Genomic DNA, 14,262 nt, shown 5'->3' on the forward strand with positions numbered 1-14,262 from the left:
CATGGTCAGTCAGCACCGACGCGCCGAGATCATTGACGCCCTGCGGCGCGGGACGGTGCCGAAGAACGGGCTGGATGCGCTCGCCGTCGGGATCGAGCGGTTTGCCGCAACACTCGATGAAGAATTGGACGCGGCGGCGCTCGGGCGCGGCCTCTTCAAGGCGGTGCGCGGGGACTATGGTGCCGGCAAGACCTTCTTCGGCCGCTGGTTGCAGGAGCGCGCCCGCACGCGCCGGCTGGCCACCAGCGAGGTGCAGATCTCCGAAACCGAAACCCCGTTGCACCGGATGGAGACGCTCTACCGCCGCGTGGTGGAGCGGATCAGCACTGCCGACTCGGGCGAAGGCGCCTTCCGGGGGATCATCGACGGCTGGTTTTACGCGCTGGAGCAGGACGTGCTGGCGGACGGCCAGCTCGACGCCCAGGATGGGGAGGGCCTGATCACCGCCACGCAAGCCTTGATGGAGACCCGCCTGGCGGCGGTGACCAAGGTCGCGCCGGCCTTTTCCGCCACCTTGCGCGCCTATCGCCGGGCCGTGCAGGCGCAGGATCACGCCCTGGCGGACGGGCTGATCGCCTGGTTGTCCGGACAACCCAATGTGGCGGCGCCGATTCGCCGGGCCGCCGGGATCAAGGGCGAGATCGATCACTTCGGCGCCGGTAACTTCCTGGCGGGCCTGCTCATCATCCTGCGTGATTCCGGTTTTTCCGGGTTGCTGCTGGTGCTCGATGAGGTCGAGACCCTGCAACGCATGCGTGCCGACACCCGGGAAAAGGGTCTCAATGCGCTGCGCCAGTGGATCGACGAGATCGATGCGGGGCGTTTCCCCGGACTCTATCTGCTCGTGACCGGTACCCCGGCCTTCTTCGACGGCCCCCAGGGCGCGCAACGCCTGGCACCCCTAGCCCAGCGACTGCACACGGACTTCATGACGGACGCGCGCTTCGACAATCCGCGGGCCGTGCAGATCCGCTTACCCGGCTTCGACCTGAAACTGCTGGCCGCGGTCGGGACCAAGGTGCGCGATCTCTATGGGTTGGGATGCCAGGCACCGCAGCGCGTGTTGCAGCGGGTTGACGATGACTATATCGCCGCGCTCGCGCAAGCGGTCACCGGCAACCTGGGCGGCCGGGTGGGGGTGGCGCCGCGGGTCTTCCTCAAGAAGCTGGTCGGGGAGGTGCTGGACCGCGTCGATCAGTATCCCGATTTCGACCCGCGCGCCCACTATGCCCTGACGATTGCGGACACCGAACTGTCCGCCCAGGAGCGCGCCGGCCGGGCCGCGAGTGACGTGGACGACATCGAGCTGTGAGCGCCGGCGCATTCGAGCGGCTGCACCCGGCGGTTCAATACCACGTCGTCAATTCGCTCGGCTGGCAACAACTGCGCCCCCAGCAACTGGCGGCGATCGTGCCCATCCTGGCGGGCCACCATTGTCTGGTGCTGGCGCCCACCGCGGGCGGCAAGACCGAGGCGGCGCTCCTGCCGGTGCTCTCGCGCATGCTCACGCAGGACTGGCGGGGGCTCAGCGTCCTCTATATCTGCCCCCTCAAGGCCCTGCTCAACGACCTGGAGCATCGGTTGAGCCGTTATGCCGCCCTGGTTGGCCGGCGCGTGCAGGTCTGGCACGGTGATATCAGCCACAGCGCCAAGACGCGGAGCTTGCGCGAGGCGCCGGATATTCTGTTGACGACCCCGGAATCGCTGGAGGGGATGCTGATCTCGCTGCGCGTGGATCGGCCAGCCTGGTTTGGCGCGCTGCGGGTGGCGATCATCGATGAGCTGCATGCCTTCGCCGGGGACGACCGGGGTTGGCACCTGCGCTCGCTCCTGGGACGGCTGGGGGCCTTTGCCGCCGGGCCGATCCAGCGGATCGGGCTGTCGGCGACCATTGGTAATCCGCAGGAGCTGCTTGGCTGGTTGACGGCCGGTTGCGTTGGGGCCGCCGCGGGCGTCGTGGTCGGCGAGCCCGCGCCCGCGGGGGAGGCAGAAGTCACCATCGACTTCGTCGGCAACCTCGCGAATGCGGCGACCGTGATCTCCCGGTTGCACCGCGGCGCCAAGCGCCTGGTATTTTGTGACAGCCGCGCCCGGGTCGAAGAACTGAGCAGCGCCCTGCGGGACTTGGGGGTGCGGACCTTCGTCTCCCACGCCTCGCTGAGCCTGGCCGAACGGCATCACGCGGAACAGGCCTTCGGCCAGGACAGCGACTGCGTCATCGTCGCCACCAGTACCCTGGAGTTGGGCATCGATGTCGGAGATCTCGACTATGTGATCCAGATCGACGCGCCGGCGGCGGTGTCGTCCTTCCTGCAGCGGATGGGGCGCACCGGCAGGCGCACCGGCAGCCCGCGCAATTGCCTCTTCCTGACGACCACGGACGAGGCCCTTCTGATCGCCGGCGCCCTGGTGTCCCTGTGGCAGGCCGGCTTCGTGGAACCGGTCGAGCCGCCGCCCGAGCCGTGGCATCTGGTGGCGCAACAGGCGATGGCACTGGTGCTGCAAGGGGCCGGCGGGCTGGCCGCGGCGGCCTGTCGGGAGCAGTTGGCGGCCCTGTTCCCGGAGCTTGCGCCGGCGGGTATCGACGCGGTGACCGAGTTCATGCTGGCCAGCGACATACTGGCGGAGCAAGACGGTCTGCTTGGTTTCGGTCGCCGCGGCGAGCGGCTTTACGGTCGCCGGCATTTTCTCGACCTGCTGTCATCCTTTGCGACCCCCACCCAGGTCGCGGTGCGGCATGGGACCGTCGCGTTGGGCAGCGTCGATCCCTTGTCGCTGCAGAGCGGGAACGGGGCACCCTGCATCCTGCTGCTCGGCGGGCGCAGTTGGCGGGTGGCAGGCGTGGATTGGCCGCAACGCGTGGCCTGGGTCGAGCCGAGCGGCGAGCCGGGCAAGGCGCGGTGGATGGCCAGTTCCCGGGCCCTGGGTTTTGCGCTCTGTCAGGGGGTCCAGCGTATCCTGTGCGCCGGCGGGGCGGGACTCCCGTTGTCTCGGCGCGCCCAAGCCAGGTTCCAAGACCTGTTGGCAGACCTGCCCCAATTGAACCCGGAGCGCACCAGCATCCAGCACTTGGGTGACGGGGTCTTCCGTTGGTGGACCTTCGCCGGCGGACGGGCCAATGCCACCCTGGCGGCCCTGCTGGGCCCCGGATTCAGCTCCCTACGCAGCAACGACTTCTACTTGGAAGGTCGCGGTGTGTTTGACGGGCCGCAGGTGCGCCGCCTGATGTCCGAGGCCGATGCGATGCACCTGACCCGCCAAATGGCGAGGACTGCACCACTTGCCGTCAAGTTTGTCGACGCGTTGCCGCCGTTCGCCATGCTGGCCATGACGGCAGCCCGGGTGCTGGATATGTCGACGGCGAGGGCGGTGGTCGAGACCAACTGATGGATTTTCGACTGCTGCGACTCATCCTGATCGACTCCTACAGCCCCGGACGGGTGGTGGAGTTTCCGGTCGTGGGTGGGGCCGTGCTCACCGGGCGCAACGGGCGGGGCAAGACGACCCTACTGCAGCTCGTGCCCATCTTCTATGGCGAGAACCCGGCGCGCATCGTCGGCACCGAGACCAATCGCCTCAACTTCAACGGCTACTACCTGCCACGCCTCACCTCCTACATCGTCTTCGAGTACCAGCGCCGGGATCAGGTGTGCCTGGTCGTCCTGCACGCCAGTGAGCAGGGCGGGGAGCGACGCTATCGGTTCGTCCGTTCGCCCTACCGGCCGGACCTCTTCCTGCTGCCCGACGGCTGCAACATCCTGCAGGCCCCGGATCTGCGCCGGCACTTCAACCTCAAGCGCGTCATCCACAGCGAGGCGATCGCCGCGGTCAGCGAGTACCGCGCCATCGTCCAGGGCAAGGCCGGCAGCGGCAAGGCCGGGCAGCGCCAGCGCGCCCTGGTGGCGGAGTATGCGTGCGTCGGTGCCGGTCATCACCTTACCCATATCGAGAAGATCGTCAGCGGTATGTTCCTGCGCCGCACCGATTTTCAGGATCTGCAGCGGATGGTGGTTTCTTGCATCGCCGAGGGTGATGCTGAGATTGCCCTGACCGCGGAACGGCGCAAGATCGCCTCCTGGCCCGACCATTACAGTGCCTACAGCCGGGCCATGGAGGAGGGCGGGCGCAGGGCCGAGGCCGTGGAGGCGGAAACCCGCCTCCGCACCGTAGAGGCAGAACTCGGCCGCATCCACGCGCGGGTGCTGCACCTCCTGGCCCAGCAGGAGGCGAACGTCGCGGAGAATCGCCGGCAGCGGACGCAGCAGGCGGTTCAGGCCCACGAGGAGGAGCAGGCACACCACCAGAGCACCGAGGGGATGCGCATCCGCCAGGAGCGCGCCGGGCGCGAGGCCAAGGACCAGGAGGCCCGGGTCGGCGCCTTGGACGAGCAACAGGCCGCGTGGCTGCGCCGCGACCTCGTGGCCAAGGCCGCACTGCTTGCATGCGAGCCCGAGGTGCGCGAACGCCTGGGCGGGTTGCAGCGGCGCCGTGAGGCGCTGCTCGGCGAGCAGGAGACCATCTCGCTTCGGTATGAGCGCCTGCTGAACGACCTGGACAGCCGCCACACTCGGGTGGAGAGCGGTGCGGCACAGGCCCGCACCACCCTGTTCCAGGGGTTCGAGCCCCGCTTTGCGGCCTTCGACGCCGATGCGCGCACGGACCTCGCCGCCCTGCGGGAGGCCCACGGGACTGAGCGTCAGGCCCTTGATGTGAGCTTACAGGCGGGTCTCGAGCGCAAGGGCGAATACAGCCAATTGGTGCGCGCCCCCCAGCCGGACCCCGCCCTGGTCAAGCTGCGTGACGGCAAGCAAGCGGCCCTCGAAGTCCTCGGCGCGGCCCTCGAGGCAGCCGAGCGGACGCTACAGGAAGGGCAGGGGGTCCTCGACCAGGCCAAGTTGGCACATCAGGAGCACGAGGGCCGGCTGCAACGCCTGCGCCAGCAGTCCGAGGAGCTTGAACGTCGGCGCCAGACGCGCCTGCTCCAGCAAAGCCCGGGGGAGGGGACCCTGCTGCACTTCCTGCGCACCCGCCGGCCCGATTGGGTTTTCGACATCGCCCGGGTGGTGCGCGAGGACCTGCTGGTCCGCACGGACCTGGACCCCGAGCCGCTTGAGGTCGTGCCGGCCCTCTACGGGGTCGGACTCGATCTGACCCAGGTCGACGCCCACCTGGCCGCGGACGAGGAGGGCCTGCGCCGCGCGATTGCGGACATCGAGACCCAGCGTGCCACCCTCGAGACCCAGCGGACCCGGGCCAAGGAAGACCTGGCAACCTGTGAGCAGGCGCGTCGGCAGGCGGACGAGCGCCTGACGCTGGCCCGCGCCGAGCGGCAACAGGCCGATACCCGGCTCGCCGGCGCGCGGGCGGAGTTGCAGGCGGCGCAGCGCCAGGTCGAGCAAAGCCGCAACGAGGCCGCGGAGCGCGCAAGCGCCCGGCTTAAGGAACTGGAGCAGACCGTGGCCGCCCTCCAGGGTGAGCTGCGCGCCCTGGATGAGCGCCACCGATCGTCGGTCAGTGCCCGCGAGGACCGTCTTGTCCAGGACCGCCGTGCCCTGGAAGCCGAGCGCGCGGCGGCCATCGCGACCCACGACCAAGTCCAGGCCGAGCGGCGCACCCGCCAGGCCGAGGAGCGGGCCGCGATCGTGGGCGAGCGTGACCGGGCACTCGGCGTCGCCGGCGTCGACACCGGCGCGCTGAAACGCCTGGAGCAGGAAATCGAAGCCGCCGACCGGCAGCTCGCCCGGATCGATCAGTCCCGCACCGAGGTCAGCCAATGGCGGCTCTGGCAGGACCACGACTGGCCGCGGCGCGACGAGCACACCCGCGCCGCTCAGGCGGCGCGGGCCCTGGAGTCCGCTGCGAGCGCGGACCTGACCGCCGAGGAAAGACGCTGGAAGGCGCGCGCGGTCGCGCACGCGGCCGCCCTCAAGCGCCTGGACCGCGAGCACGAGCGGCTGGAGCGGGACCTGAGCGTGGTGCGTGGGCGCCTGGACAGCTTCCGCGCCTACCCACCCGACCCCCAGGTGCAGGCCGAGCCCTATGATCCGGGCTGGACCCTGGAGGCACTGGCCGCCCAGGCCAACACCAACCAAAGCGAGGCCGCGGCCCTCGCGCAGTCCATCGGCCGACTCATCGAGCGGATCAAGCGCGGCTTCAGCGCCCAACGCGACACTCCGCCGGACCAATTCTACGAGACCCACCGCGCGGCCTTGGGTCCCGACGCCCCGGCGCGCCTCTGGCTGCCGGTCTTCAACGCCTGGTTCGACCAGGAGCACGACGCCTACCGACGCACCCTGGCGGTTGAGGCCAATCAAATCGCCGGCGCCATCGTCGCCTTCCACCGCGACATGGATGCCTTCCACCGCAAGGTCGCCCAGTTCAACCGCGAACTTCAGCAGAGCCTGGACGAGAACCTGGGCTTCGAGAGCGTCTCGCGCGTCACCGTCGAGGTCAAGTCGGCAATCCGAGAACTCGAATACTGGGGGCCGGTCGAGGCGATGGCGGAGGATCATCGCGCCTGGCTGCGCCTGGAGGGCCAGGACCTGCCGCCCCCCGAGTTCGCGGCCACCCTGCGGACGCTCCTCGACCATTGGGAGATTCGCGAGGGCATCCGCGCCGCCCTGCCGAGCCTGATCCGCATCCAGGGTGAGGTGGTCGAGAACGGTCAGGTCCGTACCTTCCGCAAGGCCGCCGACCTGGAGCGGGTCTCCTCCAACGGTCTGTCCTACCTGATCCTGTGTGTCATCTTCATCGCATTCATCAACCGTATCCGGCGCCAGGCATCGGTGGAGGTCGTGTGGGCGCTTGACGAACTCAAGGATCTGGACATCGGCAACATCGAGGCCCTGCTGGCGATCCTGAAACGCAACGCCATCACGCTCGTCTCCGCCTTCCCGGACCCGGATGCAGAGGTCCTGGCGCTCTTCCGTCACCGGTTCAGCGTGGAGGAGGGGCGGCGGCTCGTGGAGGCGCGGGTGCTGGATACGGACGACGGCGGTTGCGCGTCCCAACCAGGGCCCGGTCACGACGCAGACCCAGCCGCTGCGCACGCCGCCGAGGTGAGGGTGACCACCGATGTTTGAGCAAACCCTGACGCTGCTGCTCGGCGGCGAGTTCATCTGCGCCATCCGTTATCCGGACGCTTGGCGCTTCTTGGAGGACGAGAGTCAACGCCAGGACGCCGCGGCCTTCCTCGCCCGGCTCGGTCGGCGGCTGGCCCGCACCCGCCAGGGTGGGGCTTGGTTCGCGGCCTACATCCAGGTCGGGGCCGAGGAGCGCCGGGCGATGCGCGAGGGCTTCGCCGATATCAAGCACAACCTGCGATTCCTGGTCGGCTTCTTCGTGCACCTGATGCAGGCCCTGCGCCAGGACCAGTTCCTGGCTCCCGGTAGCCTCATCGAATCCAATCGGCTGATCGCCGCCATTGACGAGAATCCCAACCTGCGCATTGAACTCCAAGCCCTGGCCGGCCTGGGCAAGGGGCCGACCGGCGACGGCACCCTGCGCGGGACCCTGGAGCGGCTCCTGAAGAAGCTCACCGACGACGGCTATCTGATGCTGGCCAACCCGGAGCGCGAGATCTACGAGGTAACCGGTAAGATCGAGTATCTGCAAGAGGTGGTCGACTTCCTGATGGCCTACCAGTCGATCCCGGACGAGGTCCCCGAGGGCAGTGGCGACGAGGGCGCGGACTGGACCGAGGGGGCTGGACGGCAGGGGACCCTCCTGTGAGCCGTAGCGACGACCTGGTCATCGCCTATCTGGAAACCCTGCACCGCCAGCGGGCCATCGTCGCCGCGGCCTATCACCAAGGGCGGATCGATGGTGCGGACGAGCCGGCGACCCCGCGCGGACTCCAGGAACTGCGCCGCCACCGCGCCCTGGTGCCACTCGCGGAGGACGCCTTTCGGCTTGCCTCTTCACTGACCCGGCATCTGGACGAGGTGCTCCAGAAGGAGCATCTCTTTGCCGCCCTCGGCGGCAATGTCGCCGATCTGGCCGCGCGCCTGCCGCTCTTGGTCGACGAGGCGGTCAAGGCCCACCTGGAGGGGCGCACCGAGGACCTGGACGGCTACGCCGATGCCTTCAACAGCGCCGTCTTCGACTTGGCCGACCATATCGACGGTGCGCTTGCGACCTTGCGGATGCTGGTTGACACCCGCTTCGCCAGCGTGCGTACCCTGGCCGAAAAACAGCGCCAGAACACCTGGTACATCGGTCGGGCCGAGCGTCTGGGGGAGGCGATCAAAGCGCTCCAGGGCGGCGGACTCATGGATCGCTTCGAGGAGGAGCCCGCCGCCGCGGCGGCGCTGCTGCCGGCCTTTCGTGGCCAACTCTGGGCGCGCTTGCCGCAATGGCGGGAGTCCCTGCTCGACATCACCGAGATCCTCAAAGCCTATCTCTACCGGCTGCGCCAGGTCGAGCCCGCGGGGCGTCGGTTGCGCGCCTTCAACCTGTTCCTCAAGCGCAATCCCGATTATGCCGTCCCGGACCTCGAGGAACTCACCGAGCCGCCCCTGTGGGTAACCCGGGCGGCGGCGTTGCGCGTCACTGCCCATCCCGATCTGCTGGACGGCGCCACCAGCGAGGCCCTGATCGAGGTCGCCGCCCGGCTGCCGCCGAGCCCCACGGCCATCAAACGCCAGCCCAAGATCGGCACCCTGAGCCCCGGCGCCGACCTGGAGTCGCGGGTCTTCACGCTCGCGCCCCGGCCCTACCAATTGGCCTTGCGCCGGCTCCTCGCTGAGGTCCCGCAAGACGGCGCGCCCCTGTCGGTGCTGGCGTGGAAGCGGGGGCATCCAGAGTACGCGGACCTGCCGGAGCCCATCTGGTTGCACTGCGTCCTCTACGAGGTGACCCTGGCGCGGCGACGCACCGGGCATCTGCGCTTCGAGCGCCTGGAATTGCCGCCGCCCCATGTCCTCTCGGGCAACATCGTGGTATGCGATGTCCTGGTACGGCGAACCCCGGGAGCGATGAGTGATTCATGAGCACCCTGGACAAACTGACCGTGCGCGCCCTATTGCGCATCCTGCACGCGCCCGGCGAGCGCTTTGCCGGGCGCCGGGTCCTTAAGACCTTCAGCGACGACTATCGCATCGGTCGCACCAAGGGGACCGCGGTCCTGTTCGAGTCGCACGACAAGGCGCGCATCCGCGAGTTGCTCTGCGCCGAGGGCATCGACCCCGCCACCGATCCGGCGGCCTGGGATGGCCTCACCCGAGCAGCAGCCGCGCACCTAGGGCCGGACGAGAAATTCACGTCCAGCGCCGTCAAGCGCATCCGGGTCGCCATCAAGACCCTGCCGGGACGGCCCCTGAACCTGGACGGCCGCGCCCTGATCCTCCCGCCCACCTGTCACCTGGATGTCGAAGGCCCCGCGGTCGCAGGCTTGCTCGCCCACCGCAGCGTTCTGCTGGTCGAGAACTGGGAATGCTTCAATCGCATCCACGACGCCGTCCTGGATCTCAGCCCGGCAGGGGAGAACCCACTGGTGGTGTGGCGGGGCGACGCCTCCGGTACCCGTGTGGACCATGCCCTGGGGTTGCTGAAGGCGCTGGATGTCCCGGTCTGGGCCTTCGTGGATTACGACCCCGCGGGGCTCTTGATTGCTGACGCGCTGCCGCACCTGGCCGGCTTGATCGCCCCGGGGGCGGAGCAGTTGGAACGGGACCTCGCCCGGGGCTTGCCGGGACGCTACCAGATCCAGCTCCCGATGGCCATTGCAGCCCTGGACGCCACGACGAGCGAGCCGGTGCGCAGTCTCTGGACCATCATCCGGCGCCACGGCCGGGCGTTGCCGCAAGAACGCTACCTGAGCGAGTCCGTCACGGCCGACGAAACGCTCGGTGCCGATACGCTCGGAGAGACAAATCTCCCGAATGGATTTGCTGTAAACACCGGGGTCTAAGGTGCAATGAAACAGAAAATCTCTTTAAATTAGGCTTACATGGCAACGGCCGATAATGCATATATATGTCGTTTTTTACTGTGAAACTGGCACAAACCAGCGCGCGGGTCAGGGGCGTCAATTGCCCGCGGGCGTGAGCCGCACCGCGGATTTGTGAAGAGCGGGGGCCTCGCGCCCCCGCTCCCCAAGCCCCCGGGGCACCTCACCCCAGCGCCTACGCAACCCCGTTGCCGCTGCGCTCCTTACTGCGGGAAGGCCAGCGCCTCGACCAGCTTGCTGACATACCAGTCATTGGCGACCTGACCGCCGCTGGCGGCCCAGGTGGCCAAGTTCGGATAGGTCCGGGCGACGTTGTTCCACTCCGTGGGATAGCGCCAGGTCTCCGGCACGTCCAGGGCCCAGGGCTCGTTGGCGCCGGTGCGGTAATAGCGGCCCTGGGCCGGGTTGGAGGTGTCGTCCAGGGTGCCGAACAGCTTGAGGTTGGCCTTGGCGGTCGGCGGATGGTCGACCAGGTGCACCTCCAGGCCCCGCTGCGTGGTGCGGTAGATGAACGGGTTGAAGGGGGCCGCGCCGAGCTGCGCCGCGGTCACCGGCTGTTTGAAGTGGATATTGAGCTCCATCGGCACCGCCGCGGTGCGCGCGCACTTGACCACGGTGTTCATCATCGAGCAGGGGAAGGGCTGCCCGGTGTTGGTCAGGGTCGTGACGTTGGGCGACAGGATGAACACCGCCTCGGTCTGACCAGCCTCCATCGGCAGCGCCACCGCGGCCTTATTGTTGATGCTCAGGGTAGCCGCGTCGATGGCGTCACGGCTCAGCCCCGCAAGGTGCAGACCGAAGCCGTTGTCGGAGCCCGCACCGCGCGCCCGGATTTCATACATCAGCTTCAGGTCGACGATCTCGTTCTTGGCGTTCAGGGTCTCGACCGCCCGGTAGGCGACCACCAGGTCGTTCATGTCGAAGTCGCCCTTCTTCGGCCACAGGTCCTCGAACGCCAGCGAGCCGAAGCCGGTGGCGCTCGGGTAGAAGCGCCGTCCCGCCTGCTTCGGGTCTTGCGGGAAGGCGTCCAGGACGTCGGGGATGTCGTCGTCGTCACTGTCCACCACCTCCTCCTTGACCAGGGCCTGCACCTTGCTGCGATCCACCGCGGAGAAGGGGGTCACCTGGATGGCGATCACCACGTCATTAAAATCGTTGTCAGATTCCCCTTCCGCCGAGCGATTCATGTCCTCGACGCGCAGCAGCAGCAGCCCGTCCTCGGGCTTGGACAGCAACACCGTGTGCGCGTTGAGGTTGGGCACCGCGGCGGTCGGCTTTTCCGGGTTGAGGTCCTTGAGTGAGGTGAAGATGGCGTTGGCCGACTGGTTGGGGTTGACCGCCTTGCCGTTCCAGCCGTCGCCGACGATGGTGAAGCCGACCGCGCTGCCGGCCTTGAACTTGCCGAGCTTCACGCCATCGCCATAGCGCATCGCCCCTTGCGGGGGGAGCGAAAAGTTGGGGAACAGGATCTTGGTCTTGAGCTCCCCGGGCGTCTTGGGCTTGTTGCCCGGGTCGTAGGTGAAAAACCCGACCGAGTTGCGGTAGCCGGCGCCCTCGTCGAGAAACACCACCGTGATCTCGGCGTCTTCGAGCAGCACCACGTTCGCCCCCGGGTCGTCGATGATGAGCTTGGGGTCGTTCTCCTGGATGTCGAGGCGTTCCGGCAGCCGTTTGCGGATGTCGCCCAGCAGGCTGCTGGGGAGCTTGGCACTCAGATCCACCAGCGTGCTGGGGACGCCGCGCTCGTCGTAGGTGTCGACATACTGCCAGGTGGTTACCGCGTGACTGGGGGAAGCCACCGCGGTGAGCGCCAGCGCGGCCACGGAAGGGGCAAGGAGGTGACGGTAACGCATGGATGATGCCTGCGGTGAAGAGGATTGAAACGTGGCGCTGGTCGCGCCGGCGGGCGTCCGGGGAGGGCCGGGCGGGGCCTTACTCGGCCACTTGGCCGAACTGCACCATCACCGTGTCGCTGCCCGAGGCGATGCTGACGCCCGCCTGGTCGGTGTGCAGGTGGATGCTGACGCCGCGCTCACTGTTGAGCCACAGGTCGTTGCTGCTGACCTCGGCGGTCGGGGCGTCCGCCAGCTCGCTGACAAAGGGGCCTTCCAGGTCGGCAACGTCGGTGAGCCCGAGGACCTCACCGGTGACGCTCGCCTTGACCCCCTTGGCCCCGCCCACGCCCAGGCCGTTGAGCAGGACCTCGTAGGTCTGGCCCTGGTAGCTCAGGATGGCTTGGCCCAAGGGGGCGCCGCCGCCATCGGCCAGGGTCAACGGGGCAAAGGCGATCAGGGCGGTCTCCGCGGCCGCGGCGCGGGCGGCACCGGCGCCGAGCAGCAGTGCCAGGACGGCACCGGCCAGCGGTGTCAGGGGGCGGTTTCTCAGCATGGCGTGTGTCTCCCAAAGGGTCCGTAAACGATCATTCGGTGTAAGTGATTGCCTGGTCGGTGATGGCCAGGGTCAGGGTGTCCTCACGCTCGGGGGTGCGCACCACCACCACCACCTGCGTCAGATGGGCCGGCAACTGCATGTCCGCGGCGTAGTTGCCGGCCGCGTCGGTGAATCCGTTCTCCAGTAAGCGCAGGCCGTTGGGGCCCTGGCTGTAGAAGCTCAGCAGGGCGGGGCTGCCGTCGCTGCCGGCCAGGGCGATGTCAACCGTGGTCAGGCGGCTGGTGTCGTAACGGAAGCCGGCCTGGTCGGTGGTGGCGGCCGACACCGCGCTGTTCCAGGCACCGGCGGCCAGCACCAGCGCCATCAGCAGGGAGTTGACCAGCGAGCGAGGACGGACGGTGCGGTTGAACATGGTGGCGGCTCTCGGGTCAGGGTTTGAAGGGTACTTGCGAGAGCTATACAAGCGCTGTGCCAAGGCGGTGAGGGCACTTCAAGATGATGATTTAATGGAATAACGCATCAGGCTGACGGGGTTTTGGTAAGGGCTCGGGCAGGGGCTGACTGCCAGTGTGGCAGCGGCGCCCGGGCGGAGGCTGCCAAAGTGGCGGGCGAGGCGGTGTGGGGCACGCGCGGGGAGGGAAAACGCGGGCCGGTGCCGGCGAAGGGGGGTCCTGACCTGCCACCTTGGCAGTGACGGTCGAGGGAACGGCCGACCTGGCCTCGGCGAGGGTGCACGCAACTTCCGTTTCAGGCGTCGTCCGCCTCCAGGAGCCAGGGCGGCTACCGCAGAAACCCCCCCCGCGAAGCGATCCCGATCAGCGCCCGCCGCGTGGTGACGTTCCGGCCGGGCCAGAAGCTCAAGGTCCGGGTCGAAGCCTATGCGGGACCCGCGCAGCCGAGCGCCGAGGGGTTCGAGGCGCAGTGGAACGGAAAACCGGGTCAAGCCAAATTTTGTGTACGGGATTCGAGGTCCTGGGCGGGTCAACTTGGATAGCCAGGTGGGAGATGGCCAATTTGGATCGCTTTCTGAGTTGTTGACCGTCCGTTTCAGGGCCGGCCAAGTTCGGTCTACCCTCTTGGCCCGTGCGGACAGGTCCACGCCACCAGTGAGGACCGCTAAGAAAACTCTTCTCCATCAGACATATCAAGGATGGCGTTACGCTTAAACCGGTTTTCCGTTCCATTGCGCCTTGAACCCCTCAGTGCCGAAGCCGAAGGCCCCCGCCCGGCGCTGGGGTAGTGCTCCGCAAGGGCAGACAGGAGGCCAGGCGTGACCCGCAGAGTCCCAACCTAGCACTTGGTATTTCTCGCGTTTATGACTAGCATTTACAAAAAGATAATCGATTCGATCTTGTTTGTATCTTTCCCATAGTCTATAGATATACACAAAACCTATCGTGAGGTAGGGACGGAACGTCGTGGGTCCTGTGATCCAGGAAAGCCGGACCGCCGAGTGGGACCATCATCATGGTCGCGCGAGGGGTTTAGCTTTTTTTGTGGTTAGGATTTAGCGACGACGACCCTGTAAGACATTCGATAGGTCAGTCGCCAAATTTCTTGGTGTTTTGAAACCCTTATGCGGTCAAACAACTATAGGAGCTGAATAATGTACACACGATATTTGATCAGGTTTCTTCTCACAGTCGCAGTCTGTTACTCTCCTTTTGCTGGCGTGCCAGCCGCATGCGCTCCGTTGAGCTTCGAATTTAGTGGATATGTTGACGACAACAGTGCAGGGGTACTCTTCTTTAACAAGAGCATCGGCGGGCAGTATAAAGGAAGAGGTGATTAGCGTCGAAACTCAGCCAACGAGCGGTCGGCAGTCGCGAGCCTCACAAATTTGAGCCTGGGGGTCCATACTTAAGGTAACCCACCGGCGAGGACGCGGCCATGCCCCAGAATCCGATCCAGTTCCAGCCCGG

9 protein-coding genes and 1 pseudogene are annotated in these 14,262 nt (G+C 67.2%); 7 read left to right on the plus strand and 3 right to left on the minus strand.

Features of this window, described 5'->3' with window-relative positions; translation table 11 throughout:
• Nucleotide 1: 1 nt before the first annotated feature.
• Genes brxD through QZY48_RS17255 form a run of 6 tightly spaced genes read left to right on the plus strand, consistent with a single transcriptional unit; the run spans nucleotide 2 to nucleotide 9,910 of the window.
• Nucleotides 2–1,312: a BREX system ATP-binding protein BrxD gene (gene brxD, locus QZY48_RS17230; RefSeq protein ID WP_295433243.1), complete on the plus strand. Its 1,311-nt coding sequence runs from the start codon at nucleotides 2–4 to the stop codon at nucleotides 1,310–1,312.
• Nucleotides 1,309–3,387, plus strand: a complete 2,079-nt coding sequence (locus QZY48_RS17235) for a DEAD/DEAH box helicase (protein ID WP_295433246.1) — start codon at nucleotides 1,309–1,311, stop codon at nucleotides 3,385–3,387. Before brxD ends, QZY48_RS17235 begins: the two co-directional genes overlap by 4 nt.
• On the plus strand, nucleotides 3,387–7,082 hold the full coding sequence (locus QZY48_RS17240) for an ATP-binding protein (RefSeq protein WP_295433249.1): 3,696 nt from the start codon (nucleotides 3,387–3,389) through the stop codon (nucleotides 7,080–7,082). Before QZY48_RS17235 ends, QZY48_RS17240 begins: the two co-directional genes overlap by 1 nt.
• The gene (locus tag QZY48_RS17245) at nucleotides 7,075–7,731 is read left to right on the plus strand and encodes a hypothetical protein (RefSeq protein WP_295433251.1); all 657 of its coding nucleotides are present in this window, start codon (nucleotides 7,075–7,077) and stop codon (nucleotides 7,729–7,731) included. Before QZY48_RS17240 ends, QZY48_RS17245 begins: the two co-directional genes overlap by 8 nt.
• On the plus strand, nucleotides 7,728–8,990 hold the full coding sequence (locus QZY48_RS17250; protein ID WP_295433252.1) for a hypothetical protein: 1,263 nt from the start codon (nucleotides 7,728–7,730) through the stop codon (nucleotides 8,988–8,990). The genes QZY48_RS17245 and QZY48_RS17250 overlap by 4 nt, the downstream gene beginning before the upstream one ends.
• Nucleotides 8,987–9,910 (plus strand): hypothetical protein, encoded by a 924-nt coding sequence (locus QZY48_RS17255; protein ID WP_295433255.1) that lies wholly within the window; start codon nucleotides 8,987–8,989, stop codon nucleotides 9,908–9,910. Before QZY48_RS17250 ends, QZY48_RS17255 begins: the two co-directional genes overlap by 4 nt.
• 242 nt (nucleotides 9,911–10,152) lie before the next feature.
• Here QZY48_RS17255 and QZY48_RS17260 read toward each other — a convergent pair whose 3' ends face one another.
• From QZY48_RS17260 to QZY48_RS17270, 3 genes are all read right to left on the minus strand, one after another.
• Nucleotides 10,153–11,802: an LruC domain-containing protein gene (locus tag QZY48_RS17260; protein WP_295433257.1), complete on the minus strand. Its 1,650-nt coding sequence runs from the start codon at nucleotides 11,800–11,802 to the stop codon at nucleotides 10,153–10,155.
• A 79-nt stretch (nucleotides 11,803–11,881) separates the two neighbouring features.
• The gene (locus QZY48_RS17265) at nucleotides 11,882–12,337 is read right to left on the minus strand and encodes a hypothetical protein (protein ID WP_295433260.1); all 456 of its coding nucleotides are present in this window, start codon (nucleotides 12,335–12,337) and stop codon (nucleotides 11,882–11,884) included.
• A 31-nt stretch (nucleotides 12,338–12,368) separates the two neighbouring features.
• On the minus strand, nucleotides 12,369–12,752 hold the full coding sequence (locus tag QZY48_RS17270; protein WP_295433262.1) for a hypothetical protein: 384 nt from the start codon (nucleotides 12,750–12,752) through the stop codon (nucleotides 12,369–12,371).
• A gap of 390 nt (nucleotides 12,753–13,142) precedes the next feature.
• Between QZY48_RS17270 and ihfA the strand changes: the two are divergent.
• Nucleotides 13,143–13,226 (plus strand): annotated as a pseudogene (gene ihfA, locus QZY48_RS17275) (integration host factor subunit alpha); the annotation flags it as partial.
• Between the last annotated feature and the right edge of the window lie 1,036 nt (nucleotides 13,227–14,262).

Origin of the sequence: uncultured Thiodictyon sp. (assembly GCF_903828115.1) — a bacterium.
Lineage (GTDB): Bacteria > Pseudomonadota > Gammaproteobacteria > Chromatiales > Chromatiaceae > Thiodictyon.

Excerpts from the sequence above, each read along its gene's own strand:
- brxD (WP_295433243.1), top strand. The coding sequence starts at position 2 with ATGGTCAGTCAGCACCGACGCGCCGAGATCATTGACGCCCTGCGGCGC.
- QZY48_RS17270 (WP_295433262.1), bottom strand. The coding sequence starts at position 12,752 with ATGTTCAACCGCACCGTCCGTCCTCGCTCGCTGGTCAACTCCCTGCTG.
- QZY48_RS17245 (WP_295433251.1), top strand. The coding sequence starts at position 7,075 with ATGTTTGAGCAAACCCTGACGCTGCTGCTCGGCGGCGAGTTCATCTGC.
- QZY48_RS17265 (WP_295433260.1), bottom strand. The coding sequence starts at position 12,337 with ATGCTGAGAAACCGCCCCCTGACACCGCTGGCCGGTGCCGTCCTGGCA.
- QZY48_RS17255 (WP_295433255.1), top strand. The coding sequence starts at position 8,987 with ATGAGCACCCTGGACAAACTGACCGTGCGCGCCCTATTGCGCATCCTG.
- QZY48_RS17240 (WP_295433249.1), top strand. The coding sequence starts at position 3,387 with ATGGATTTTCGACTGCTGCGACTCATCCTGATCGACTCCTACAGCCCC.
- QZY48_RS17260 (WP_295433257.1), bottom strand. The coding sequence starts at position 11,802 with ATGCGTTACCGTCACCTCCTTGCCCCTTCCGTGGCCGCGCTGGCGCTC.